This window comes from Pseudomonas sp. TE3911 (assembly GCF_054062775.1).
The window spans coordinates 2229718-2254709 of record NZ_JBSSFP010000001.1 but is presented as its reverse complement, the minus strand read 5'-3'; the positions used below and the strand labels follow the sequence as shown (position 1 = coordinate 2254709).

General features: G+C 60.7%; 21 protein-coding genes. 13 read left to right on the top strand and 8 right to left on the bottom strand.

The genetic code is table 11. The annotated features are described in order from the left end of the window. The first annotated feature begins 354 nt into the window (after positions 1-354). From ACVWXD_RS10285 to ACVWXD_RS10275, 3 genes are all read left to right on the top strand, one after another. On the top strand, positions 355-900 hold the full coding sequence (locus ACVWXD_RS10285; protein ID WP_032887390.1) for a hypothetical protein: 546 nt from the start codon (positions 355-357) through the stop codon (positions 898-900). Positions 901-968: 68 nt separating this feature from the next. Next, positions 969-1181 (top strand): hypothetical protein, encoded by a 213-nt coding sequence (locus tag ACVWXD_RS10280; RefSeq protein WP_095184792.1) that lies wholly within the window; start codon positions 969-971, stop codon positions 1179-1181. A gap of 11 nt (positions 1182-1192) precedes the next feature. Next, the gene (locus ACVWXD_RS10275) at positions 1193-1327 is read left to right on the top strand and encodes a hypothetical protein (RefSeq protein ID WP_260366890.1); all 135 of its coding nucleotides are present in this window, start codon (positions 1193-1195) and stop codon (positions 1325-1327) included. Between the two features lie 5 nt (positions 1328-1332). Here ACVWXD_RS10275 and ACVWXD_RS10270 read toward each other — a convergent pair whose 3' ends face one another. The 4 genes from ACVWXD_RS10270 to ACVWXD_RS10255 form a co-directional block, all read right to left on the bottom strand. Then, a complete protein-coding gene (locus tag ACVWXD_RS10270) occupies positions 1333-2580 on the bottom strand; it encodes an EAL domain-containing response regulator (RefSeq protein WP_032887387.1) in 1248 nt (415 codons plus the stop codon). A 9-nt stretch (positions 2581-2589) separates the two neighbouring features. Continuing rightward, positions 2590-2973, bottom strand: coding sequence for a response regulator (locus ACVWXD_RS10265; RefSeq protein ID WP_032887385.1), 384 nt, complete (start codon positions 2971-2973; stop codon positions 2590-2592). Next, positions 2958-4316 carry a sensor histidine kinase gene (locus tag ACVWXD_RS10260; protein WP_457370968.1) on the bottom strand — a complete coding sequence of 453 codons (1359 nt, stop codon included), beginning with the start codon at positions 4314-4316 and terminating at the stop codon, positions 2958-2960. The genes ACVWXD_RS10265 and ACVWXD_RS10260 overlap by 16 nt, the downstream gene beginning before the upstream one ends. A gap of 249 nt (positions 4317-4565) precedes the next feature. Then, entirely contained in the window at positions 4566-5174 is a 609-nt protein-coding gene (locus tag ACVWXD_RS10255) for a hypothetical protein (protein WP_241150156.1), read from the bottom strand. Between the two features lie 248 nt (positions 5175-5422). On the opposite strand from ACVWXD_RS10255, the gene ACVWXD_RS10250 reads away from it, so the two are divergent. From ACVWXD_RS10250 to ACVWXD_RS10225, 6 genes are all read left to right on the top strand, one after another. Beyond that, positions 5423-6955 (top strand): sugar ABC transporter ATP-binding protein, encoded by a 1533-nt coding sequence (locus tag ACVWXD_RS10250; RefSeq protein ID WP_181643433.1) that lies wholly within the window; start codon positions 5423-5425, stop codon positions 6953-6955. Continuing rightward, positions 6948-7925, top strand: coding sequence for an ABC transporter permease subunit (locus tag ACVWXD_RS10245; RefSeq protein ID WP_032887379.1), 978 nt, complete (start codon positions 6948-6950; stop codon positions 7923-7925). Before ACVWXD_RS10250 ends, ACVWXD_RS10245 begins: the two co-directional genes overlap by 8 nt. 34 nt (positions 7926-7959) lie before the next feature. After that, positions 7960-8892, top strand: coding sequence for an ABC transporter substrate-binding protein (locus ACVWXD_RS10240; protein WP_032887376.1), 933 nt, complete (start codon positions 7960-7962; stop codon positions 8890-8892). A 21-nt stretch (positions 8893-8913) separates the two neighbouring features. After that, the gene (locus ACVWXD_RS10235; RefSeq protein ID WP_457370967.1) at positions 8914-9906 is read left to right on the top strand and encodes a LacI family DNA-binding transcriptional regulator; all 993 of its coding nucleotides are present in this window, start codon (positions 8914-8916) and stop codon (positions 9904-9906) included. A gap of 16 nt (positions 9907-9922) precedes the next feature. After that, positions 9923-11383 (top strand): xylulokinase, encoded by a 1461-nt coding sequence (xylB, locus tag ACVWXD_RS10230; RefSeq protein ID WP_179178987.1) that lies wholly within the window; start codon positions 9923-9925, stop codon positions 11381-11383. A 652-nt stretch (positions 11384-12035) separates the two neighbouring features. Beyond that, positions 12036-16127 (top strand): hypothetical protein, encoded by a 4092-nt coding sequence (locus tag ACVWXD_RS10225; protein WP_457370966.1) that lies wholly within the window; start codon positions 12036-12038, stop codon positions 16125-16127. Here the strand turns inward: ACVWXD_RS10225 and ACVWXD_RS10220 are convergent. Beyond that, positions 16124-16558, bottom strand: a complete 435-nt coding sequence (locus tag ACVWXD_RS10220; RefSeq protein WP_122753321.1) for an Lrp/AsnC family transcriptional regulator — start codon at positions 16556-16558, stop codon at positions 16124-16126. The two genes, ACVWXD_RS10225 and ACVWXD_RS10220, sit on opposite strands and share 4 nt — an antisense overlap. Before the next feature lie 109 nt (positions 16559-16667). Here ACVWXD_RS10220 and ACVWXD_RS10215 point away from each other — a divergent pair, with 109 nt between their 5' ends. After that, a complete protein-coding gene (locus tag ACVWXD_RS10215) occupies positions 16668-17573 on the top strand; it encodes a DMT family transporter (RefSeq protein ID WP_095184782.1) in 906 nt (301 codons plus the stop codon). On the opposite strand, the gene ACVWXD_RS10210 is transcribed toward ACVWXD_RS10215, so the two are convergent. Both ACVWXD_RS10210 and ACVWXD_RS10205 read right to left on the bottom strand, forming a co-directional pair. Next, positions 17551-19530, bottom strand: a complete 1980-nt coding sequence (locus ACVWXD_RS10210) for a peptidase U32 family protein (protein WP_032887361.1) — start codon at positions 19528-19530, stop codon at positions 17551-17553. The two genes, ACVWXD_RS10215 and ACVWXD_RS10210, sit on opposite strands and share 23 nt — an antisense overlap. A 70-nt stretch (positions 19531-19600) precedes the next feature. Beyond that, positions 19601-19981 carry a RidA family protein gene (locus tag ACVWXD_RS10205; protein ID WP_032887358.1) on the bottom strand — a complete coding sequence of 127 codons (381 nt, stop codon included), beginning with the start codon at positions 19979-19981 and terminating at the stop codon, positions 19601-19603. A 179-nt stretch (positions 19982-20160) separates the two neighbouring features. Here ACVWXD_RS10205 and ACVWXD_RS10200 point away from each other — a divergent pair, with 179 nt between their 5' ends. Beyond that, the gene (locus tag ACVWXD_RS10200) at positions 20161-21516 is read left to right on the top strand and encodes a methyl-accepting chemotaxis protein (RefSeq protein ID WP_095184780.1); all 1356 of its coding nucleotides are present in this window, start codon (positions 20161-20163) and stop codon (positions 21514-21516) included. A gap of 183 nt (positions 21517-21699) precedes the next feature. On the opposite strand, the gene ACVWXD_RS10195 is transcribed toward ACVWXD_RS10200, so the two are convergent. Further along, entirely contained in the window at positions 21700-22809 is a 1110-nt protein-coding gene (locus tag ACVWXD_RS10195) for a GlxA family transcriptional regulator (protein WP_122765139.1), read from the bottom strand. A 32-nt stretch (positions 22810-22841) separates the two neighbouring features. Between ACVWXD_RS10195 and ACVWXD_RS10190 the strand changes: the two genes are divergently transcribed. Continuing rightward, positions 22842-23816 carry an ABC transporter substrate-binding protein gene (locus ACVWXD_RS10190; protein WP_181643438.1) on the top strand — a complete coding sequence of 325 codons (975 nt, stop codon included), beginning with the start codon at positions 22842-22844 and terminating at the stop codon, positions 23814-23816. A gap of 63 nt (positions 23817-23879) precedes the next feature. After that, positions 23880-24983 carry an aryl-sulfate sulfotransferase gene (locus ACVWXD_RS10185; RefSeq protein WP_122681010.1) on the top strand — a complete coding sequence of 368 codons (1104 nt, stop codon included), beginning with the start codon at positions 23880-23882 and terminating at the stop codon, positions 24981-24983. Positions 24984-24992: the final 9 nt, after the last annotated feature.

Below are 24992 nucleotides of genomic sequence, written 5' to 3'. Positions count from 1 at the left end.
GGCGCAGAGTGCCAGCAGGCCTGGTCCTTACTTTCTTATGGGGTCGGCTCTGGGTCGGGCGGTAACGATTGCTCCTGTATCCGGGCAGATGAATGGGTTAAGCAATGCGTGTGCCGGAATGCCCTTGAGGTGACTGGGTTTGCTGTGGCGAGGGGGCAAACCTGCTCGCCACAGCGCGCCCAAACGCCATAAAGCCTGCTGGCCGAGTCATCCCCTCCCAGCAGCGAGCCCTTCCTGACGGAGCCCATTCACCATAAAGAGGCAATGGGCGCCCTGGTGTGGTGCATGAACAAACTTGAACTTCATTCGCGCCCGGTTCTTCTAACGAAACTCGAATCCTTGTGGAGCACGCCCGTGCCCAGAATCATTTCACCCGACACACCCGAATCGAGCCTGGACGATCACAGCGAGCACACCGCCAAGATTTTCGGCTCGCCCAAGGACCGCCTGGACTTTTACCGTCGAGAAATTCAGTACGAAACCTCAATCCTGGCCAACCGTACCGACGCCTATCTCACCGCGCAGTCGTTTCTGGTGATTGCCTTTGTCTCCGGCATGGGCAACCTCAACCCCGAGTGGGGCAAGTTGTTTACCCTGGTGGTGCCGGTTTTCCTCGCTGCGCTCGGGATTCTCAGTTCCTTGAACGCCTGGCCGGGCATCCGCGCTGCGTATGACATCATCGATCACTGGCACTTCAAGCAGAGTGAGTTGCTGCGCAGCGAACCGATAATGGGCATGGCCTATGACGAATCACCGTTGTTTTCCGAGATGGAGTCTTCCCATAAGGGCTACCGCAAGTCGCTGCTGTTCTCCATGCGCGCTCCGTGGCTGTTCATGGTGTTCTGGTTGCTGCTGGGCATCTATGCGTTTTATATCCAGGTCGACAATCCGATCCGCTAGGCAATTGGACGGAACTTCAACGCGCAGCGCGGCGCCTTAACCTTACAGATCCCAGTGAGAGGTGACCCATGAGCACATCCAACGATCCACAAGTCAGTAACCGTAACGATCCGGCGATTGACGGCGGCGAACCGGCCCCCGGCACCAGCGCTGACGCCCCCAAGGACCCCAAGGCCAAGAGCGATCCCAAGGCGAAGGACAACGACTACAGCCCTGATTTCAAGCCCGAGCGCGAGCCCAAGCCTGAAACGGATGCAGATATCGACACCCAAGGCGGTTAGAGGAGAAGGTCATGTCTAAAGAACTCGACGAAGAACTTAACGACCCAGGCAATGAAGATCCCGGGTCACTAATGGATGATGCCGAAGTCCCGCTTAATGATCTGGATGAAGCAGCCGATCTGGGCAACACCGAAGCTCAGGACTGAGCCCGTTACTTAAGACGCTCCAGCAATAGCCGCTCCAGCGTTACCACCGGCAACGGCCGGCTGAACAGATACCCTTGAATCTGATCACAGCCGGCCTCCTTCAAAAACGCCAGTTGCGCCTGGGTTTCCACGCCCTCGGCCACTACGCGCAATTTCAGACTGTGCGCCAGTTCAATGATGGTGCGGGTGATCGCCGCATCCTGCGGGTTGGTAGTGACCTCGCGGATGAACGCGATGTCGATTTTCAGCGTATCGATGGGAAACCTGCGCAGGTACGCCAGGCTTGAATAGCCGGTGCCGAAGTCATCAATGGAGATCTTCACGCCCATGGCGCGCAAGCGTTGCAGGCTGGCGATGGTGTGCTGGGTGTTTTCCATCAGCGAGCCTTCAGTCAGTTCCACTTCCAGCCAGTGCGCCTCAACCCCGGTGCTCTCCAGGCTATGGGCGATATCGGCAATCAGGTCGCCCTCGATTAACTGATGGCCGGACACGTTGACCGACACTTCTACCGCGCCGATGTCACTGCGTTGCCACTCGGCAATCTGCTGGCACACCTGCTCGATCACCCAACGACCCACCGGGACGATCAAGCCCAGGCTTTCCAGGATCGGCACGAAGACCGCCGGGGACACCGCGCCATAATCGGGCCGGTCCCAGCGAAGCAAGGCTTCCAGTGCGCAGATATTGCCGTTGGCCAACTCGACCTTGGGCTGGTAGTGCAGGGCGAATTCGCCCCGCTCAATGGCCTCACGCAAGGCCTTCTCCATGTCTACGCGGACCAGATCATGCACATTGCCCTGGGTGGTATGCACGGTGTGCTGGTGCAACCGTTGCTCCAACTGCTCGCTGCGTTGTTTGAACTGGTCACCATGGGCCTTGAGCCGCAGCAGGTTGCGTACCCGCAGCCAGAGTTCCAAGTGCTCCACTGGCTTACTGAGGAACTCTTCGGCGCCTGTTTCCAGACCGCTGACCCGAGCGCTGATGTCGCTCAAGGCCGAAAGCATGATGATCGGGATGTTCGCCGTGGCCGGGTTGCCCTTGAGCTGGGTGGCGACTTCATAGCCGTCCATGCCCGGCATCATGATGTCCAACAGGATCAGATCCGGTGGTTGCTGCGCCACCAACTGCAACGCTTCTTCACCGCTGCAGGCGCTCAGGGTCAGGTAGCCCTCGTGTTGCAGCAGGGTTTCCAATAGCTTGCGAACCTGGGGTTCGTCGTCAACGATCAACAGCGTTGCGGGTGAGCTGGCCATGGAGAGGACTCATTCAGGAGGTGTGAGGGTTGGGTTCAGCAGGGTGTCGATCTCCTGGTACAGCTCCTTGTAGCGCAGGGGTTTGCTCACGTAGGCGTCGCATCCGGCGAGTCGGGCTTTTTCCCGGTCTTCCTTCATCGCCATGGCGGTGAGGGCGATCACCGGGATGTGAGCCGTGTGAGGGTCTTGCTTGAGCAGGCGAGTGGCTGCCAGGCCATCCATGCCTGGCAATTGAATGTCCATCAAAATCAGAGCCGGCTGGTGTTCGCGGGCCATGGTCAGGCCGCTCTCGGCGTCGGCGGCCCACAGCACAATGTGGCCGGCGTTGACCAGCAGTAAGCGCGCAAGACGCATGTTGGCTTCGTTGTCTTCGACAATCAGGATGTTGGCCATGTGGCCTCCACAGTAGCGGCGGCGCGGTGCAGCGGCAGCCACACCACAAAGCGTGCGCCCAGGCCTTCGCGGCTGGCCACGGCAACGCTGCCGCCCTGTAGATCGGTGAGCTGCTTGACCATCGCCAGGCCCAGGCCGGTGCCTTCGAATTTGCGTGCCAGGCTGCTGTCGATCTGGCTGAACGCCTTGAACAGCTTGCCCATGTCATCCGGGGCAATCCCGATACCGCTGTCGCTGACGCTCAACTCAAGAAAGCGGCGGTGCGCGCTGGGTTGCAGGGCAAAGCCATGCACCGGCCAATCGCCGGCGACCAGCCCCACCTCATCGCGGCTGGCCTCACGCACCGCCAGGGTCACGTCGCTGCCGTGGGCGCTGAACTTCACCGCATTGGCCAGCAGGTTGTAGACGATTTGCTTGGTCTTGCGCAGGTCCAGGATCAGCGTGCCCAGGTCGTCCTGGCTGTCGAGTTTGAGTTGGATACGCTGCAGGGCGGCTTTTTCGCGCACGATCAACAGGCTGTTGGCCAATAAACCGGCCAGCTCCACCGGCTCCAGTTCCAGGTCCATCATCCCGGCCTCGACCTTGGACAGGTCAAGGATGTCGTTGATCAGCGAGAGCAAGTGCTGCCCACTGGTGAAAATGTCACCGATGTACTCGCGCTGGACATCAGTCATGTCGCCCACCAGCCCGTCCTTCAGCGCCTCGGAAAAGCCGATCACCGCGTTCAGCGGCGTACGCAATTCGTGGGACATGGTCGCGAGGAACTCGGACTTCATGTGGTTGGCGTGTTCCAGCTCCAGGTTCTTTTCTTCCAGGGCGCGCTCAAAGCCTTTGCGCTCGGCTTCTTCCTGTTTGCGCGCAGTGTTGTCGGTACCGATCAGCAGGTAGCCGATGATCGTGTCATTGCGATTGCGCAACGCCGTCACCGAGACCATCGCCGATAGCCGACTGCCGTCCTTGCGGATATAGGTCAGCTCGTAGATGTCCTCGATGCCGCGCGAGGCCTTGAACACCAGCGCTTCGAACCCTGGGGTGATCGGCGTATCCAGTTCCTCGCTGAGGGCCGCCGCGCGGGTGATCAGCTCGGCAGGGTCGGAAATGTCAGCGGGGGTGATGCGGTTGACCACATCGACAGCGGCATAACCGAGCATGCGTTCGGCGCCGACATTGAAGATCTGGATCACGCCTTTTTCATCGGTAGCGATGCTGGAGAAATAAGCGCTATTGAAGATGGCGTCTTGCAGGGCGCCGGTCTTGAGCAGGGTTTTCTGGCGTTTGAATTCGACGATTTTTTCAGCGCGTGACTGCGGTTCGCTGGGGTGGTCGGTTGAGCTTTTATCCATCGTGGTGGGGTTCCGTGAACGTAAGGCCCGCCATCGTCAGTGGGCGAGGGCGCAGAGCATGCTCACAGAAGATCGCGATGAAGCGACGAGGAGGAGATGAGGTCCTTGGACAATAGCAGACATTATGGCGATTTGATGTCTTGGTCTATCTCTTCGGATTGGAAGGCACTCATATGAGTGCCTTTGAGGCTTGTCGCTAATGAATCGTTTCACTCATGGATAAACGACCTGCGCCAGCGCTGGTTTACCTCAGCGCAGACCGAACATGAATTCTCTTTGTGGGCAATTGCTGCTTCTGGCCTTAACGGCCATGTTGAGATTGCGCAGTTCGTTGCAAATCTGCGCGATGTTTTTCGGCGTGACGTAAAGGTTGTTGGAAAACCACAGGTGCTTGGCAGTGGGTAAGTTCTTCAGGGCTCCGCCCGCCGTGAGTATCCGCAAAACGATGGTGGAGCAGTTTTTGCGGAACAAATCGTAATGGGCGTTGGTTTTGTTGCGTATTTTGAACCACTCGGCCCGCATGTTCGCCACGTCCAGCCCGGAAATTGTATAGACCAGATGGGGAGGGCTGCCTTCGGCGCTTATGTCCGACTCCAAGAACAGGTTGCGTCCTTGCGGCTGCTTGCCTAACCACTGCGCGTCACTTTCCGGCCACCAACTCACGTAGTTGGTATTGACATGCTCGATCGCCCCCCTGTCGACATGCCGTGCCTCTCTATTTGCATACGCGTAGTAATTGCGCTCTATATTTTTTCCGATATGTGGGTCGCCGATGTACAGGGCGGCGTGGCCGACGTTTGTCTCTTGCTTAGCAAATACGGGAAACCAGATATAAACGACGGCGCTGGAAAGGGGCATGGTCTTCGATTTTTTCCGCGTGAATGAGGGGCGCGCATTCTAGTCAGGTCATCTGTCTTTGCCCCTTACCCTACGGGCATAGGGTTGTAACCAAATCCATCCTGCTGCCCGCAAAATTTCACCAAACAGCTTGGTGAAACGTTTCTTCAATGACAAAAATGCCTAAGCAAGCGCTTGCGTACGAAAATGTATCTGGATTAGAGTCGGCCTCGCTTAACCACAAAAATAATAAAACCAGGAGCTCAGCCATGAGCCTTGAACCCTTGCTTGAGATGCAGGGCATCAGTAAAACCTTCAGCGGTTTGCGCGTGCTCAAAAGTGTCGGCCTGAAGGTCTACCCCGGCGAAATCCACGCCTTGATGGGGGAGAACGGCGCCGGCAAATCGACGCTGATGAAAATCCTCTCCGGCGCCTACCAGGCCGACCCCGGCGGCGAAATTCGCATCAGCGGCCAAGCCATCGCCACTTACAACCCCGCCACCGCCAAAGCCCTCGGCATCGCCGTGATCTATCAAGAGCTGAGCCTGTGCCCGAACCTGAGCGTGGCCGAGAACATCTACCTGGGCCGTGAGCTGCGCCGAGGCTGGACCATCGACCGCAAAGGCATGCAGGCCGGCTGCGTCGAAGTGCTGCAACGCCTGGGAGCTGAGTTTACGCCGTCAACTCAGGTCAGCAGCCTGTCGATTGCCGAGCGCCAACTGGTGGAAATCGCCCGCGCCTTGCACGCCCACGCCAAAATCCTGGTGATGGACGAACCCACTACGCCACTCTCGTCCCGCGAGACCGACCGGCTGTTCGCGCTGATCAAGCAACTGCGCAGCCAAGGGTTGGCGATCATCTATATCAGCCACCGTATGGCCGAAATCTATGAATTGTCGGACCGCGTCTCGGTGTTGCGCGATGGCCAGTACATCGGCGAACTCACCCGCGATGCGCTGTCGGCCGAGGTGCTGGTGAAGATGATGGTGGGCCGTGACTTGTCCGGCTTCTATAAGAAAGAACACGCCGCCTACAACCCCGGCAACGTGGTGATGCGCGTGCGCGACATGGCCGATGGCAAACGCGTGCGCAACTGCAGTTTCGATTTACACGCCGGTGAAGTGCTGGGCATCGCCGGACTGGTGGGGGCAGGGCGCACCGAGCTGGCGCGGCTGATCTTCGCTGCCGACCCTCGCACCAGCGGCACCCTGGAAGTGGTGGGCAAGACCGTCACCCAACTGCGCACCCCGGCGGACGCGATTCGCGCCGGCGTGGTGTACCTCACCGAAGACCGCAAGGCCCAGGGCCTGTTCCTGGATATGAGCGTGGCCGACAACATCAACGTCTGCGCCTGCGTGCCGGATGCCCATGCCGGCGGCTTGCTGGATCGCGGTCTTGCGGCGCAGCGCTCGAATGACGCTATCAAGTCCCTGTCGATTCGCGTCGCGTCGGGCAAGGTCAATGTCGGCGCGCTGTCCGGCGGCAACCAGCAAAAGGTGTTGCTGGCGCGGCTGTTGGAGGTCAAGCCCCATGTGCTCATCCTCGACGAACCGACGCGGGGCGTAGACATCGGCTCCAAGTCCGAGATTTACCGCATCATCAATCAACTGGCCCAGGCCGGCGTGGGCATTGTGGTGATTTCCAGCGAACTGCCGGAAATCATCGGCACCTGCGACCGGGTGCTGATCATGCGCGAAGGCCAGTTGGTGGCCGAAGTCGGCGGGGCTTCCGGCCACGCTATTTCCCAGGAACGTATTATTGACCTCGCCACCGGTGGCGATCAGGTGGTTGCCCATGGCTGATTCGATGATTGCAACAACAGGCAAGGCAGAGCGCGTGCGCGAACTGATGCGCACGGTCGGCATGTTGCCGGTGCTGATCTTGCTGCTGGTGGGCTTCGCCCTGGCCAGCGAGAACTTCCTGACGGTGCAAAACCTGTCGATCATCACCCAGCAGGCCTCGGTCAACGTGGTGCTCGCGGCGGGTATGACCTTCGTGATCCTCACGGCGGGCATCGACCTGTCGGTGGGGGCGATTCTAGCGGCGTCCGCCGTGGTGGCATTGCAGGCGTCAATGTCGCCGCAGTTCGGTATGTTCGGGATTGCCGCCGGGATTGGCTTTGGCCTGTTGCTGGGCCTGGTCAACGGCGGGCTGATCGCCTTTATGCGCCTGCCGCCGTTTATCGTCACACTCGGTGCACTCACCGCGATGCGCGGCCTCGCACGGTTGCTGGCGGATGACAAAACCGTGTTCAACCCCGACCTGCCCTTTGCGTTTATCGGCAACGATTCGATTCTTGGCGTGCCGTGGCTGGTGGTGATCGCCGTGGCAGTGGTGGCGTTGTCGTGGTTCATCCTGCGTCGCACCGTGATGGGCGTGCAGATCTACTCGGTGGGCGGCAACCCAGAAGCCGCGCGGCTGTCCGGGATCAAGGTGTGGAAAGTGCTGCTGTTTGTCTACGCCATGTCCGGTGCGTTGGCCGGGCTGGGCGCGGTGATGAGCGCCTCACGCCTGTTTGCCGCCAATGGCCTGCAACTCGGGCAATCCTATGAGCTGGATGCGATTGCGGCGGTGATCCTCGGCGGCACCAGTTTTACCGGCGGCGTGGGCACCATTGGAGGCACGCTGATCGGTGCGCTGATTATCGCGGTGCTCACCAATGGCCTGGTGCTGCTGGGCGTATCGGATATCTGGCAGTACATCATCAAGGGCATCGTGATCATTGGCGCCGTGGCGCTGGATCGTTATCGCCAGTCCGGTGCGCGGACCTGATTTCACTCATACAACAATCACAAGAGAGACTCCCATGAAGCTTAAACACCTGTTTCCTGTCATTGCCTTGGCCGCCCTGATGTCGCAAGCCGTGGAGGCCCGGGAGCTCAAAGCCCTCGGCATCAGCATGGGCTCTTTGGGTAACCCGTATTTCGTGACCCTGGCCGACGGCGCAACCGCCCGCGCCAAGGAGTTGAATCCCAACGTCAAGGTCACCTCGGTGTCGGCCGACTATGACCTGAGCAAGCAGTTTTCGCAGATCGATAACTTTATTTCGTCCAAGGTCGACCTCATCCTGATCAACGCCGTCGACCCGTCCGCAATGGCCTCGGCGATCAAGAAAGCCCGCGACGCCGGTATCGTCGTGGTCGCGGTGGATGTGGACGCCAAAGGAGTGAATGCCACCGTGCAGACCGACAACGTCGAAGCCGGCAAGCTCGCTTGCCAGTACCTGGTGGACAAGCTCTCGGGCAAAGGCAATGTGATTATCCAGAACGGCCCGCAAGTGACCGCTGTGACCGATCGCGTCAAAGGCTGTAAGGCTGCACTGGCCGGGGCGCCAGAGATCAAGGTGCTCTCCGACGACCAGGACGGCAAAGGCTCCCGCGAGGGCGGCTTGAACGTGATGCAGGGTTATCTGACACGCTTCGCCAAAATTGACGGCCTGTTCGCAATCAACGACCCGCAAGCCATCGGCAGCGACCTGGCGGCCAAACAGCTCAAGCGCAGCGGCATCATCATTACCTCAGTGGACGGCGCGCCGGATATCGAGAACGCCCTGAAGACCGACACCCAGATCCAGGCGTCCGCCAGCCAGGACCCATGGGCCATGGCCCAGACTGCCGTGAACGTGGGCAATGACATTCTCAATGACAAAGCCCCGGCCGAAGCGGTTACCCTGCTGACCCCCAAACTGATCACCCGCGACAACGTCGGTACGTACAGCGGTTGGTCCAGTAAACATTGATCTATTGAGAGGAACGGCGCCGTGGTCACCATGGATGACGTGGCAAGCAGGGCGGGGGTGTCGACGTCGACCGTGTCCCACGTGTTGAACGGCACCCGCAAAGTCAGCCCGGCCACGGTGCAGGCGGTGCAGCGGGCGATCCAGGCGTTGGGGTATATCCCTAATACCCTGGCGCGCTCGCTGGCCCGCTCCAGTACCAACACCCTTGGCGTGGCGATCTCGGCGTTGTCCAACCATTACTTCAGCGAAACCGTGCACGCGATTGAAACCGAGTGCGCCAAACACGGCTACATGATGCTGTTTGTCGATACCCATGATGACCCGGAGCAGGAATTGGGGGTGGTCACGGCGCTGCATCATCGACGGGTCGATGGGATTGTCCTGGCGCCGTCCAACGGCTCGATGGCCCTGGCGTATTTGCAGGCCAACGAGATTCCAGCGGTGTTGGTGGATCGCATGATGAGTGAGCACTTCGATCAAGTCGGGGTGGAGAATGCCCAACCGACCCAGGCCCTGATTGAACACCTGATTGCCCATGGGCATCGCCGTATCGGTTTCATCGCCGGACGTGCCGGCTTCAGCACCACGGATGAGCGAGTGGCGGGGTACAAAGCCGCTTTGCAAGCGGCGGGGTTGGTGTTTGATCCGCAACTGCTGGTCGACGGCGGCTCCAACACTGAGCCGGCACGCCAGGCCACCGTTCAGTTGCTGGCTTTGGCTGCGCCGCCCACGGCGATCATGGCCGGCAATAACCTGATGACCCTCGGTGCCATGCAGGCACTGCGGGAGGCGCAGATCGAGGTGCCGGGGCAAATGGCCCTGGTGGGGTTCGATGATTTCGATTGGGCGGATTTGTTTGTGCCGCGTCTGAGCCTGATCGCGCAACCGGTCAAGGCCCTCGGCGCACGCGCGGTCGAGTTGCTGCTGCAGCGCATGGCTGCGCCCGGCGCGCCACCCCAGAGCGTACGACTGGCACCCACCCTGCAATTACGTAACTCCTGCGGCTGTGATTGATTGGAATAACGCACGTATGAACAGTCCTGTTTCCCTCGGAATCGACCTCGGCACTTCGGAACTCAAGGCCATCCTCATGGACACCGGCGGTGCTGTACTGGCCCACGCCGGCGTGCGCTTGAGCGTGTCACGGCGCCACAGCGGTTGGTCCGAGCAGGCTCCGGAAGATTGGTGGCAGGCGTGCCTGCAGGCCTTGGACCAATTGCGCCAGCATGAAGCGTTTGCCCGAGTGGCCTGTATCGGGCTGTCCGGGCAGATGCACGGTGCGGTTTTACTCGGGGAGGACGACCGCGTGCTGTACCCGGCGATCCTGTGGGACGACTCCCGCGCCGTGGCCGAAGCCGAACAGTTGGGGCCGACCTTTGCCGAGGTCACGGGCAGTTTGCCCATGGCCGGGCTGACTGCACCCAAGTTGCTGTGGCTGCAACAGCACGAACCTGAGGTATTCAAGGCGATTGACTGTGTGCTGTCGCCCAAGGACTACCTGCGTTTGCGGCTCAGTGGCGAGCGGATCAGCGAGATGTCCGATGCGGCGGGTACGCTGTGGCTGGACGTGGCGCAACGTGAGTGGTTCGCCCCGATGCTGCATGCAACGGGCCTCACGCCTGCGCAGATGCCCCGGTTGGTGGAAGGTGGCGCCGCGAGTGCGTGCGTGACGCTCAGTGGCCTGGGCTTGCCGACAAACGTGGTGATCGCCGGTGGTGGCGGCGATAACCCGGTGGCCGCAGTGGGTATGGGGGCGATCAATGCCGGTGATGCGTTTATCACCCTTGGTACCAGCGCGGCCCTGGTCGCGATCACCGATCACGCTGCCGGTAACCCGGCCAGCGCTGTGCACAGTTTCTGCCATGCGCTGCCCAACCGCTGGTACACCATGGGCGCCATGCTCGCCGGCGCCAGTTGCCTGCGCTGGGTCACTCGGCTCACCGGGACGGCGGATGAGCAAACGCTGTTGAATCAGGTGCAGGCGCAATTCCCGATCGGACAGCCGGTGCCGTTGGATACGCCGCTGTTTCTGCCTTACCTGGCCGGTGAGCGTACGCCCCATAACGATCCATTGTTGCGGGGTGGGTTTATGAACCTCGGTCACGACTGCAATCCCGCCATGCTCGGTTATGCAGTGATGGAGGGCGTGGGCTTTGGCCTGCTGGATGCGTTGCGCGCCGTGCAATCCGCTGGTGCCAGTGTCGGCGCCTGTGCGCTGGTGGGCGGTGGTGCGCGCAGCGAGTACTGGGCCCAACTGCTGGCCAACATCCTCCAGCGGGAAGTCCATACCCTGCACGGCAGCGAACTGAGTGCGTGTATTGGGGCGGCGAAGCTGGGGTTTCTGGCGATGGGGCAGGGCGCGGAGTTGTTGCAGGCGGGTATGCCGGTGAAGGCGCGTTATCAGCCTGATTTGGCTCAGCATGGGTTACTGGAAATGCGCTATGCCAAATTCAAGCAGTTATTGCCCGCCGCAAAGGCGTTGCGTGATTGAAGGGCTGCCTGTCGCGCATATTGAACTACAGTTAAATCTGGCGTCAGTTGCGAGTTTACTGTGCCACGGGCATTTCGCCGGCGCAGTCTCGGAGCGAGTGGAATCAGCTGCTGCAACTGGGTAATTGACTACTCAGGGAGAAGCACGATGCGCTCCGAAAAAAATCCTTCCACCCTTGCAACGTGGCAGAAAGGGGCGCTTCGCCTTGCATTACCTGCCTTGGTATTAATTGCCTTTGTGTGGGTGACTGTTGCGACGGGCACCGCCCGGGCTGACGATGCTCCCTCCCTGATCATCCTTGACAGTGGTGCCCCGAGAACCGTGCTAGGCCAGCCCGCCAGCCTGGGCCGTGGTAACGCAAAATTGTTGCTTGATACACAGCAGTGGCTGGACATTCCGTTGGACCGGAGCGTGACGGTCAGGGTCAAGAAACTTCGAGTTTCCCAGCAGTCCGGGGCCACGGTGTGGGTGGGTGAGGTGCAACCTTCCGCATCCGGGCGTCGTTACATCTCTCCCGGTACTGACCTGTCCCATGACCTGGCCATAGACCCCAAGAACCTGGCGATCCTGATCGCCCATGATGAGCGTGTCACCGGCACCGTTATCGTGGACGGGGTCAGTTACGAAATTTTACCCATGGAGAATGGCCAGGTTGCCGTCTCGCGCAGGCAAGACGCTGACCTTCCTGACCCCCCCACTTGTCGACACCCTGAACGCACGCGATGTGCAGGCAGTTGCGCGCAACGGCGACACGGTGCAGCAGCCGATACGTGTCCTGACGGTCTATAGCAACGATGTTCGCGATGCGTTGGTTGATCCCGTCGCACAAGGCATCAAGCACTTCGAGTATTTCAAGACGGTGGCCCAGCTCAGCGGGGTGACCGGGGTGTTTGAAAATGCAGGGGTGGCGCACATAGACTACAACCAGCCATCCAAGCAATGCCTGGGCGATTTGCCCTGCATGAATCGGTTGCTGAGCCCGGTCGGGACGTTAAGCAGTGATATTCGCACCCAACTAAAGGCCCATGTGGTCATCGCAATGCTGGATACCGATGGCGGCCTCGCGTCCACCGCAGGGCCCACATCGCTGAGACAAAGCCATGCCTACGCGACCATGCACAGCGCCCAGACCTACGCCCATGAAGTCGGTCATTTATTGGGCGCACACCATGAAGATGCCGGGACGCCCTATCCGTATTCCCGTGGTTATTGCCAGCGTAGCGTCTTGCCTTACTGGCACACCCTCATGGGGTATTGCGGCGGTGCCACACCGTCCTCGGTACGTATTGGTGTCTATTCCAATCCGCAATTGACGTACCAGGGATTACCCACCGGGGTGGAGGGCGTGAATGACAATGTACGTTCCATCAACAACTGGCATTCGGTAATCGCCAGCTTTTTCCCACCTCCCGATCCAACAGGGGCGCCCATCGCCAGTGGCTTCGTGGAGTTGGGGCAAAAAGACCTGCCGTTTTCCGGTGAGCGCGCCACGCTCAATGCCAAGGCGTCACGCAACCCTGGCGTGGACGCGCTGCAATTCGAATGGTCGCAGCTTGAAGGTGCCCCGGCTGCTGTGATCGACAACAGCCAGTCGGACATGGCCGTCGCACATTTCCCTGAAGTCCAGGTGCCCACCGACTATCGCTTTCGCCTCACCGTCAGGAATGCCACGGGGGCCGTGGACACCACCGTTGCCAGCGTGCGGGTGTATCCGCGCACCCTCGGGGACGCTTGCGAAAACGTGGCGCCATGGGACCCCGCGCAGGTGTATTCCGTGCCCGGCCAGCCGGTGAGTTACCAAGGCAATCTGTACCGTCTCATCGTGCCTGCGAGCGGTAGTTCTGCGCGACGTGCACCGGCCGTCTGGAGCGGATTGGTGGCGCCGATGAACTGGCGGCTGATCAAGACCTGTGACGACGCAAGGACTTTGCAGCAGCGTCTGGCGGCGGTGGACCACTGGGCAAGGGTCAACCGCGACGCGCCGGTGACTGTTGGCTTGCAGCAACAGCTGCACAATTTGCTGGCGCAACTACGCATGGACTGGCCCGTGCCAGCGGCGTCAGGGCGCTTACGTCCGATCGAGTTCGAATCCAAAAACTGCGTGGTCAAGGACGCGACCAACCCCCTCAGGTTGGTGGCGCAGGAGGCTTGTCATGAGCCCAATGCGGCGCGCTGGTTGCTCGATGGCAGTGGACGCCTGCACGCCATGGATACCCCGGAGCTGTGTGTGCGCAACAACGGCAATGATCAGCCAGTGACGTTGCAAGCCTGTGCCGACGACAGCACGCCCTGGGTCCGTCTCAAGGAAGGGTTCATTGACTACCAAGGGGCCGTGGGGCTGTCCCTTGCAAGCGACTTCACCGTAAACCCGTCGGTGGATTACGGTAATTTCCTGGCCAACGTGGGGGGGAGTCTGATCACCAAAACAAAAATCCCGACCAACTCCGTCACTTACACCCGCTTCGGCAACGTTGCCCAGGACGCCAGTTTGCTGCTGGCCCATGCGGGCGCGGACACCTTGAAAGTGGTCGGCCACGTGATGGACAGTGAAGGGCAGCCCGGTACCGCACCGCCCATGCCGCCGATGATTGTAATCAGCGGGCCCACCGAGGCCAGCAGTGGTGACAGCGTGCAACTGGACGGCGCGGGTTCGAGTTCCATCAACCCAGGCGCCAACCCGCTGATTTACACGTGGGAAGCACCGCCCGAACTCGGCGCACACACCGACGGTGCGCGGCTGCAATTCAACGCGCCGCCGGTGACCACGCCGACGCCGTACACCTTGGCCCTTCGGGTCGATGACGGGCAGGTCCAGGCCCGTGAAGAGCATGTGGTCGTGGTGCGCAGCCAGGGACAAGGCGGGCCCGAAGGCGAGCTGAACGCTCCGGCGGAGGTGGTGGAAAAAACCACCGCGACCTTTACGGCCTTGGTCAACTCCCCCGGCAACTTGCCCTTGATGTATGACTGGCGGATCCCACCTGGGTTTACGGGCCAGGTGGGCAATACCGCGAGCGTGACCCTCACGGCACCGCCGGTCGCGGCTGACACGACGCTTGAGTTGGCCCTGGACGTACGCGACAGCAACGGCGCAACGCTGAATTTGCACAAAAACGTAATCGTCAAAAAAGATACCCAGTTGGTCGGGGGAACCATCGTCGGCGAAACGCAAGTTCCGAGCGATCAGGCCTTCACCCAGCACGTCGAAATCGGCAACCCGCACAATCGTGAACTGACCTACGTATGGACCGTAACATCGCCGCCCGAAGGCGCCTTGACGGTAATAGGCCCTAGCGATCAGCGGGAGATCACCCTCAAGGCGCCTAAGTTGATGGCTAACAAGAATGGTTACGTCAGGGTGTTGGTCCGAGATGGTGTGGGCTTCGCATCGCTGCCGAACAAAACCATCCAGATCAAGGCGTATGAATATCCTCCTTTGATCGGCCGCATGATCTTGCCTAACCATGTCAACGTGGGGGACATCTTTGAGCCCCGGGTGATCATTGATAACCCTGAAGACCGGGATCTGAGCTATCGCTGGTGGGTGAACACCGCCAGCTTCGAATTGTTGGATGCCGACCCCAAGCAGCCCACAGCCCGAGTGAAGGCGGTCAAGTCGAGTAATAACGGTGGGTTGGTGGTTCAGGCCACGGTCAGCGACGGCGGCCCACGAACGGTGATTTACAACGAGCCACGCGTGGTTGTTGGAGAACCGTCCGGCGCCAATCCACCCCAAGGTCAACTGAACGGCCCTCTGGAAGTCGTAAGTGGCCAAAGCATTCGTTACCAGGCCGCGTTTACCTCGCCCGTTGGCAATCCCTTGAACTACGCGTGGGTCAAAGGCTCATTGATCGGCGCCACGCCCAACAGCGCCGATCAGACCTGGACCGCGCCGCAAGTGACCACCGATCAAGTGGTCACCGTGGCGGTGACGGTTTCTGACGCGGCCCGCAACAGTGTCAAAAAAGCCGTCGCGGTGTTGGTCAAGGCCAGCGGCTCTGAGCCTGATCCAGAGCCTGATCCGCTACCGCCAGTGGGTAAAATCATCAGCGCGGACGACGTAGAAACCGGTGCATCCATCCTGTTAACTACCGACGCAGCCTCGAACCCGCCGGGCGGCGAACTGAAGTACGCGTGGTCCATTTCGCCGCCACTGGAGGGTACGCTGGTCGATGGCCCGTCGCTGACACTGCGTGCGGCCCAGGTCAGCATGGTGACCCCGGCCACGGTGTCATTGACCGTCACAGACAGCAAGAACGCCAGCCTGAACCTGCGCAAGACGGTGAGCGTCGTACCGTCCGCCAGGCCCGTCGCCCAGATCAGTGGGCCTACCACGGTCGAAGCGGGCAAATCCCTGGCGTTGTCGGCGACCGGCTCAAGTGGGCTCTCGTTACGCTACGCATGGCAGGCAGAGGGCTTTACCCCGGCCGCTTCGGTGACAGTCAGCCCAACGTTCACCGCGCCCACCACTGCGGGCGCGCGAAGCATCGGGCTGACTGTCACCGACGCCGCCAATCGCACGGCCAGCGCCAGTCATTCGGTGATTATCAGCCCACCGGAGCAAGCCGGCGATTGCGCGCCGCCGTGGGTGGCGAGCAAAGCCTATTCGGTCAACAACGAGAAAGTCTCGTATGACCGCTACAACTATGAGGTGGCGCACTGGACGCAAAACCAACGGCCGGATTTGAACTGGGTCATCACAGGCAGCGCCAAACCTTGGCGACGGCTGGCGCCCTGCGCACCCTAGAGGGGCGGTAAACGCCGCTTTACCGGGGTTTTCTTGACGATGGCCGTGTTGGTTTCGGCATAGACGTTGAGGCGGTCAAGCAGGCTGTCGAGATGGTCCATGGTGCGTACATGCAGACGGGCGATAAAGCAGTCTTCGCCCGTCACCTTGTCGCACTCGGTGAACTCGGGGATCGCCTGGATCTGGCGTTCCACTTCCTGCAACTGACCGGGCAGAGGACGGATGCGCACGATGGCTTGCAGCAAATAGCCAAAATGCTTGGGGTCAATGTCCACGGTGTAGTGGGTCAGCACGCCGCGTTCTTCCAGGCGACGCAAGCGTTCGCCAACGCTGGGCGAGGACAGCCCGGTAATACCCGCCAGGGCCTTGAGCGACAAACGCGAGTCGTCCATCAAGGCGGCGATCAGTTGCTGGTCGATGGTGTCAATCATGGTGTTCGCCTAATAAGAAAAGGTGATTTCCGGTGTTTGCCTTTTTTAGTCGCTGGAGCCGATCACGCGCAGATTGCCATAATTGAGCCTCACTTGAGGAGCTCCAATCATGGATACATCGATCCGTCGCGGTTCTTGGGAAATGGTTGCCGCCATGCTCATCTCGGGCACCATTGGCTGGTTTGTGCTGGTGTCGGGCGTGTCGGTGATTGAGGTGGTGTTCTGGCGCTGTGTGATCGGTGGGCTCACGTTACTGCTGGTCTGCGCGGTGCTGGGTTATCTGCGCCTGGACCTGCTCAGTTGGGCCCGGCTCGGGCTGGCGATGCTCAGCGGCGTGGCCATCGTCGGTAATTGGTTACTGTTATTTGAATCCTATTCCCGCGCATCCATCGCCATCAGTACGGCGGTGTACAACGTTCAGCCGTTCCTGTTGGTCATGCTGGCGGCGCTGTTTCTCGGTGAAAAAATCACCTTACAGAAACTGGCCTGGCTGAGTGTGGCGTTTATGGGGATGCTGGCGATTGTCACTGCCCATGGCGAGCAGCAGAGCGGTGGCGGGGACTATTTGACGGGAATCGTCCTGGCGTTGGGCGCAGCGTTTTTGTATGCCGTAGCGGCATTGATCATCAAGCGCTTGAAGGACGTACCGCCGCATTTGATGGCGTTGATCCAAGTGATTACCGGTGCGCTACTACTGGCGCCGCTGGTGCCTTGGAATAGCCTGCCGCAGGCGAGTAATGCCTGGTCGGCATTGGTGGCCCTGGGCGTTGTGCATACCGGGTTGATGTATGTGTTGCTGTACGGGGCGATCCAGAAACTGCCGACGGCCATCACCGGCGCGCTGTCGTTTATCTACCCGATAGCGGCGATCGTCGTCGATTGGATTGCCTTTGGCCACCGCCTGGGCTGGCTGCAATGGCTGGGGGTGGCGGCTATTCTGCTGGCGGCTGCCGGGTTGCAGCGGGGCTGGTGGTGGCCCCGCTCCCGCAGGGTTAGTGCGTGCCCTGAAAGATGATCTTATCCGGGTTGAAATGCTCCACCACGCTGCCCGGCTGCGGCAAGCCAAGGATATGCCCCTTGATCTTGCCCACCACATGCATCTCGCACGGCTTGCAGTCGAACTTCAGCGTCAGCACTTCGTCGCCATGGATCAATTGCATCGGCGCGACCTTGGTTTTCACGCCCGTCACACCCTTGGCCTGTTTAGGGCAGAGGTTGAACGAGAAGCGCAGGCAGTGCTTGGTGATCATCACCGGTACTTCGCCGGTTTCTTCATGGGCTTCAAAGGCAGCGTCGATCATCTGGACGCCGTGACGATGATAGAAGTCGCGGGCCTTCTGGTTGTAGACGTTAGCCAGGAACGACAGGTGCGCTTCCGGGTAAACCGGCGGCGGCGTGGTCTCGGCCTTGCGTCCACCACGGGGGTGAGCCGCGACACGGGCCGCAGTCAGCGTTTCGATCACTTCGCGGCGCAATGCCTTGAGCTGCGAGTTGGGGACGAAGAACGCCTGTGGCGCGTCCAGCTCGATATTCGTCGCGTGATACTCGGTAGTCCCGAGTTGGCCAAGCAGGTCGCGCAGGGTATCCAGCGCCTGCTCCGGCTTGTTGGCCGCGCCGAACGGGCCGGGCAGGGTGACGCTGGCGCTGATGCCTTCTTCACTGGTAGCTGTGATTTCCAGCTGGTCTTCACGCAGGCGCGCGACCCACGACAGGCCGATACGGCGCTCCGCCGAGGTCTTGAGCAGCGCTTGTTGCCAGTTATGGTCCAGGTTGCGGTTCAGCGGATGGTGCGGGCGCAACTGGTGCAGACCGGCCGGCATTTCGTTCGGCTCGACGCGGTAGCGATAGCGCTTCTGGCCGTCTTCCTCGAACTCGCCCTTGGGTTCGGCGATGTTGGCGCGAAAACCCACCACTTCGCGTTTGACCAGCACGTTCAAACCGTCACCGTTGGACAACGGCTCATGGGTGACCACTTGCAGATCGCGCTTGCCGGCTTTTTCCACCGTACCGACCGGCAGGCCGGTGAAGGTCGGCGTGTCGAAGGCGCCGATGTCGATCTTGCGGTCGCTGACGAAATAGTCGGTGCTGCCACGGTGGAAGGTTTTTTCCGGGTCAGGCAGGAAAAAGTGCACGGTGCGGCCGCTGGAAGCGCGGGCCAGGTCTGTGCGGTCTTCAAGCACGTCGTCGAGGCGCTGGCGGTAATAGGCGGTGATGTTCTTCACATAGCCCATGTCCTTGTAGCGGCCTTCGATCTTGAACGAACGCACACCGGCTTCGACGAGGGCGCGGATGTTGGCGCTCTGGTTGTTGTCTTTCATCGACAGCAGGTGCTTTTCAAAGGCCACGACGCGGCCCTGATCGTCTTTCAAGGTGTACGGCAGGCGGCAAGCCTGGGAGCAATCGCCACGGTTGGCGCTGCGGCCATTTTGCGCGTGGGAGATGTTGCACTGCCCGGAGAACGCCACGCACAGGGCGCCGTGGATAAAGAACTCGATGGCGGCATCAGTCTCGTCGGCGATGGCGCGGATTTCCTGCAGGTTCAGCTCACGGGCCAAGACCAACTGCGAGAAACCGGCCTGGTCGAGAAACTTCGCGCGGGCCAGGGTGCGGATATCGGTTTGGGTGCTGGCGTGCAGCTCGATGGGCGGAATATCCAGCTCCATCACACCCAGGTCTTGCACGATCAACGCGTCAACACCGGCGTCGTAGAGCTGATGGATCAGCTTGCGCGCGGGTTCCAGTTCGTTGTCATGCAAGATCGTGTTGATCGTGGTGAAGACGCGCGCATGGTAACGGTGGGCGAACTCTACCAACTGAGCGATATCGCTCACGTCATTACACGCGTTATGACGGGCGCCGAAACTTGGGCCGCCGATGTAGATGGCGTCGGCGCCATGCAGGATCGCCTCCCGCGCGATGGCGACATCGCGGGCAGGGCTGAGCAATTCCAGGTGATGCTTGGGCATGGACATAGTTTTTTTAGTCAGGCTTGTCACGGTTGAGGCGCGCATTGTAGCTGTGAAATGCCTGACCGGCATCAACTCAGGCCTGGGCGGCCATCGCGGTCACTTCCACGCGCATGCCTTCTACCGCCAATGCAGCAACGCCAACCGCCGCACGCACGGGCCAGGGCTTGGCAAAGAAGCGTTTGTAGACTTCATTAAAGGCCGCACGATCGGCCATATCCGTCAGATAAATGGTCAGGTGCATTACCCGATCCATGGAGCTGCCGGCCTTTTCCAGCGCGACTTTCAGCGCTTGCAGGGTGCATTCGCATTGCAGGGAGATATCGCCCAGCTCCAGGCTGCCGTCGGCGCGGGTCGGGATCTGGGTGGAGACCAGGATACCGTTGAAGCCAATTACGTCGGATGAGATGGAGTCAGCATCAGGATCGGGGGTGTAGGACAGGTCGTGGTTGGCCATGGGCGCCTCTCGTTGGCAGATTGCAAAGGCGCCCATGGTCCCCGAAAACAGCCGCGCGGGCAAACCGCAATGCGCGGCTTTTTGACGCCAGAAAATAAACATTAAAACCGCGTAAAGTCGCGTATTCAGCCGCCGATAGCCAGTTACAGACAGCTTCTTCGCACGGTTGAGGGTACGTCATGTTCAATAAAGCAGTTAAAACAGAACTGGCGGCCAGGACGGCCGAAGTCACCGAATACAAAGGACTGTTTACTGCACTCGAACGCTCCATGGCCGTGGTCGAATTTGACCTCAATGGCAAGGTGTTGAGTGCTAACGACAACTTCCTGAGGACGCTGGGTTACAGCCGTGAGCAACTGCTCGGCAAATCCCATCGTGATTTCTGCTTGCCAGCGCTGACCAGCAGCTCGGCCTATGGCCAGTTCTGGGCTGACCTCAAGGCCGGAAAGTTCGTGTCGGGTACGTTTAAGCGGGTGGACTCCCAAGGCAGGACTATCTGGCTTGAGGCCAGCTACAACCCGGTGCTGGATGAGCGTGGCCAGGTGTTGAAAGTGGTCAAGTACGCGTTGGACGTCACTGCCAAGGTTGAACAGGAAGCCGCTACGCGCAGCAAACTGACGGCGTTGGACCGGGCGATGGCCGTTATCGAATTCGATTTGAACGGGCAGGTACTGGACGCCAACGACAACTTCCAGAACGTCATGGGGTATTCGCTGGCCGAGCTCAAAGGCAAACACCACCGCCTGTTTTGCGAACCGGCCCTGATCAACAGCCATGAGTACGCGGACTTTTGGCGGCGCTTGAACAATGGCGAATTCTTCACCGGGCAATTCAAGCGCCTTGGCAAACATGGCCGGGTCGTGTGGCTCGAAGCGAGTTACAACCCGGTCTACGACGGCGACGGCAAGCTGATCAAGATCGTCAAGTTCGCCAGCGACATCACCGAACGTGTAGAGAAGTTCGAAGAAGACTCCCGTGGCGCCTCCCGTGCTTACCACATCTCGTCCGAGACCGAACGGTTTGCCGAGCACGGCACCCAGGTTATCCAGGAAACCGCCACGGAGATGCGCCGGATTGCCGAAAACATCGGCTCATCCGCGCGCCTGGTCGGGCAGTTGGGCGATCGTTCCGAGCAAATTACCGCCATCGTCAACACCATTCGCGGCATCGCCGACCAGACCAACCTGCTGGCGCTCAACGCCGCCATCGAGGCCGCAAGGGCCGGCGACCAAGGCCGTGGCTTTGCGGTGGTGGCCGATGAGGTCAGGCAACTGGCCGGGCGTACCAGTCGCTCCACAGCGGAAATCGCCGAGATGATCGGCATGATCCTTTCGGAAACCCGCGACGCAGTGACCAGCATGAACGCCACCCAGGAAGGCGCACAACGCGGCGTCCAGTTGGCGGACCAGGCGGGTTCGGTGATCTTGCAGATTCGCACCAGCACCAGCGATGCGGTGCAGGCGGTGAGTATGTTTGCGTCGAAGCTGGATGAGTCGGAGGTGATTCCCAAGACTGCCATAGGCTGGGTTGGCTAATCGCTGGCTCGCTGTTGATGTTGGTCTCAGGCTTGCTTTTGGGGCTCTTTTCCAAAAGTGAGCCGCCGTTACCTAGATAGTGGATAGGTACACCGAACGGCCGCTGTCGCGGGCAAGCCAGCGCTCACGTTTTACGGCGGATTTTTTTGTGGGGGCGTCCTTGAGCGCTGGGCTTAGCTGAACTCAATGCGCCAAACCCTGCAGCGCGATCCCCATCGGAAACGGTGCCTGGTGGGTTGCTGCCTTCATTTGGTTGCGATAACCCAGCGGGCTGGTGCCCAGTTGTTTTTGGAAAGCGCGCCGCATGCGCTCTTCACGGCCGAAACCAACCGTTTGCGCGATCCGCTTGATGGGTTCACTCGTGGTGGCCAACACCCGGCAGGCGGCTTCCAAGCGCAAACTCTCCACCGCCTGTGCGGGCGTATCGCCCGTGGCGGCGACATAGGCTCGCGCAAAGTGACGCGGGCTCATGCCGAATTGCTCGGCCAAGCGCTCCACGCGTAGATCACCGTTCAAGTTGCCCGCAATCCACGCATGCAAGCGCGCCAGGCGTACATCGGGATCAGTGCGCAGAGCGGTGGACTGGGCTTTGAGCGAAGCGCTCAACTGCGGTTGCTCGGCCGAGCGCCACAGGAACACGGTGAAATAGCGCGCCAATGACAGCGCCGCGTCGGCCCCCAGATCCTGCTCGACCAGTCCCAACGCCAAGTCGATGCCTGCGGTGGCTCCGCCGCACGTCCACAAGTTGCGGTCATGCAGGTACAACGCGTCGGTCTGGCAGATGACCTTGGGGTAACGTGCCTGCAATGCTTCGGCGAACTTCCAGTGGGTCACTACGTTGCGCCCATCGAGCAAACCGGCGGCGGCCAATGCGAAGGCGCCGGTGCCGATTGAACAGAGGCGACGGATCGCCGGGGCGCGGCCGCGCAGCCAGGCGCAGGCATGCTCGTTGGCTTCCAGGGCGTCCATGCCGGGGCCGCCCGCGACGATCAGCGTATCAATGTCGGGTGCTTGTTGATCGATTTGTTCCAGTGACTGGGTGCTGGCGCTGATCCCCGACACCGAGCTGACCTGGCCTCCAAACGGTGAAGCAAGCAGCAACCGATACGGCGCCTGTGTGGCAAACGCGCCGCCCAGCAGGCGTGGAATCGCGGCAAACACCTCCAGCGGTCCAGCGGCGTTGAGCAGCAGCAAGTCATCGAACGCTAGCACCACCACCGTGCGCACAGCGATGTCCGACGTGGCAGTAAAGGAGGGGTGTTTGGCATGGAGCGGCACGGCGAGCCTCGACATACTGGATTCAACGCAAAAATGAGGGAAAGACAATGACGTTAAAACCGGGTGCTGCCAAGTACGCTGTACGACAACGCTTGGCCGGGCTGGTGTACTGGGCTGCGTTGTTGATCGTGCAACCGGTGTCGGCTGCGCTGCATGTGGGTGACCAAAGCGGTTTGACCCAAGCCATGCTGCACGCGGCGGGGGAGGATGCGGGGCTGTCGGGAACGTTGGTGTGGCATCCATTCACCGCAGGTACCACGCTGCTGGAAGCCCTGAGCGCTGGAGCCATCGACCTGGGTGTGGTCGGCAACGCGCCGCCGGTTTTTGCCCAGGCTGGCGGTTTTGATATCCGCATCATTGGCGTGGCGAGCGGGGCGCAGAACAATAACGCGCTGTTGTTACCTGAGGGGACCACTGTCCAGCGAGTCGCCGATCTCAAGGGCAAACGGGTCGCCGTCGCCAAGGGCACCAGCGGGCACTACCTGTTCCTGGCAGCGCTGCATCAGGCCGGGCTCACAACGCGGGACCTGAACATGATCTATGCCAGCCCCGTCGATGCACAAAACGCCTTTGCCAGTGGCCGGCTCGATGCCTGGGCAGTGTGGTATCCCTTTGTTGGCCAAGCCACTTCGCGAGGCGCGCGGGTACTACTGGACGGCAGCGAATGGCCGGAAACCGGGCAGAATTTTACGGTGGCGAGCCTCAAGGCTCTGGCCGACCCTGAGCGTACGGCGCAGGCCGGTGACTTGCTGGCCAGGCTCGCCCGCGCCCAAGCCTGGGCCACGGCGCATCCGGATGCCTGGGCCGAGGTATTTGCCCAGACCACGCGGCTGCCAATCGCTCTGGTGCGCGACATGCTCGCCCATCAAACCTTGCAGTACGTGCCGATTGATCCTGCCGTCATCGCCTTGCAACAGCGTCTGGCGGACCTGTTCGCCGCTGAGCGGGTGATCCCCCGTGCGCTGGACGTCGGGCAAATTTTCGACCCGCGCTTCAACAGCCTTTTACCGACCCCCCACTGATTCGCTTATTTCTGACCTTGCCGACGTAGTCTCGGCAGGGATTCCTGCACCCGGAGAAATCTCATGCACAGCACCACCCTCAAACGCCAGAAGACCGGCCTTATCACCGTCGACCACGCCCGCAGCGCGGGTGGCTACACCTTGTTCGCACCGCAAACCGCCGAGGGCAATGTGTTCCTGATCGACATCGACGGCGAGGTCGTGCACCGCTGGAAGCTCCCTCAGCGCCCCGGTCGCGACGCTGTGATCCTGGGCAACGGCAACCTGGGCTACAACGGCAATCACCCGGATTCCCCGGAGCTGTTTCCCGGTTGGTCGGTGTGGCACGGCGGTGCCTTCAGCGAGGTCACCCCCCAAGGCGAGGTGGTGTGGGAATACACCGATTTGCTGCACCATCACGACGCTCAATGGCTGGACAACGGCCACCTGCTGTACACCACGGTGGAACCCTTGAGTGCGGAGTTGGCCAGCCGCGTGGTCGGCGGCATTCCCGGCAGCGAGGCGGCGGGTGGCGTGATTTATGCGGACGTGGTCAAGGAGGTTGACCGCCAAGGGCAGGTGGTCTGGGAGTGGCGCAGTTGGGAGCATTTGCGGCCCGAGGATTACCCGCTGCACGACACATTCGAGCGTTACCACTGGCCGATGACCAACGCGGTCTCGCCGGGCAGTGACGGTAAGGTCATTCTCAGTTTGCGCAGTGTCTCTTCGGTGATTGCTATCCAGCGTGGCAGTGGCGAAGTGTTGTGGCGCCTGGGCCACGATCTGGTCGCGCAACAGCATTGTCCGACTGAGCTGGAAAACGGCAATGTGCTGGTGTTCGACAACGGCATTTCACGCCCACATGTGAGCATGCCGCACTCGCGCATCCTGGAGATCGACCCGCACACGCAGCGTATCGAATGGCAGTACGCGGACACGCCGGGTTATGCCTTCTTCACGCCATTCATGGGCGGCGCCCAGCGTCTGCACAATGGCAACACGCTGGTGACCGAAGCCAACTTTGGCCGTCTGTTCGAAGTCACGCCAGCCGGCGAAGTGGTGTGGGAGTACATCAATCCGCACTTCGCCGCCTATCCCGATGCAGCCTCCCGGCGTTACCTGCCGGGAGAAAACAACGCGATCTTCCGTGCGCACCGTTACCAGCGCGAGGACATTGCCTGGCTGTGAGGGGGGAGG

Coding starts and splice junctions, on each gene's coding strand:
- ACVWXD_RS10280 (WP_095184792.1), top strand. CDS start 969: ATGAGCACATCCAACGATCCACAAGTCAGTAACCGTAACGATCCGGCG.
- ACVWXD_RS10275 (WP_260366890.1), top strand. CDS start 1,193: ATGTCTAAAGAACTCGACGAAGAACTTAACGACCCAGGCAATGAAGAT.
- ACVWXD_RS10270 (WP_032887387.1), bottom strand. CDS start 2,580: ATGGCCAGCTCACCCGCAACGCTGTTGATCGTTGACGACGAACCCCAG.
- ACVWXD_RS10265 (WP_032887385.1), bottom strand. CDS start 2,973: ATGGCCAACATCCTGATTGTCGAAGACAACGAAGCCAACATGCGTCTT.
- ACVWXD_RS10260 (WP_457370968.1), bottom strand. CDS start 4,316: ATGGATAAAAGCTCAACCGACCACCCCAGCGAACCGCAGTCACGCGCT.
- ACVWXD_RS10255 (WP_241150156.1), bottom strand. CDS start 5,174: ATGCCCCTTTCCAGCGCCGTCGTTTATATCTGGTTTCCCGTATTTGCT.
- ACVWXD_RS10250 (WP_181643433.1), top strand. CDS start 5,423: ATGAGCCTTGAACCCTTGCTTGAGATGCAGGGCATCAGTAAAACCTTC.
- ACVWXD_RS10245 (WP_032887379.1), top strand. CDS start 6,948: ATGGCTGATTCGATGATTGCAACAACAGGCAAGGCAGAGCGCGTGCGC.
- ACVWXD_RS10240 (WP_032887376.1), top strand. CDS start 7,960: ATGAAGCTTAAACACCTGTTTCCTGTCATTGCCTTGGCCGCCCTGATG.
- xylB (WP_179178987.1), top strand. CDS start 9,923: ATGAACAGTCCTGTTTCCCTCGGAATCGACCTCGGCACTTCGGAACTC.
- ACVWXD_RS10220 (WP_122753321.1), bottom strand. CDS start 16,558: ATGATTGACACCATCGACCAGCAACTGATCGCCGCCTTGATGGACGAC.
- ACVWXD_RS10215 (WP_095184782.1), top strand. CDS start 16,668: ATGGATACATCGATCCGTCGCGGTTCTTGGGAAATGGTTGCCGCCATG.
- ACVWXD_RS10210 (WP_032887361.1), bottom strand. CDS start 19,530: ATGTCCATGCCCAAGCATCACCTGGAATTGCTCAGCCCTGCCCGCGAT.
- ACVWXD_RS10205 (WP_032887358.1), bottom strand. CDS start 19,981: ATGGCCAACCACGACCTGTCCTACACCCCCGATCCTGATGCTGACTCC.
- ACVWXD_RS10200 (WP_095184780.1), top strand. CDS start 20,161: ATGTTCAATAAAGCAGTTAAAACAGAACTGGCGGCCAGGACGGCCGAA.
- ACVWXD_RS10195 (WP_122765139.1), bottom strand. CDS start 22,809: ATGTCGAGGCTCGCCGTGCCGCTCCATGCCAAACACCCCTCCTTTACT.
- ACVWXD_RS10190 (WP_181643438.1), top strand. CDS start 22,842: ATGACGTTAAAACCGGGTGCTGCCAAGTACGCTGTACGACAACGCTTG.
- ACVWXD_RS10185 (WP_122681010.1), top strand. CDS start 23,880: ATGCACAGCACCACCCTCAAACGCCAGAAGACCGGCCTTATCACCGTC.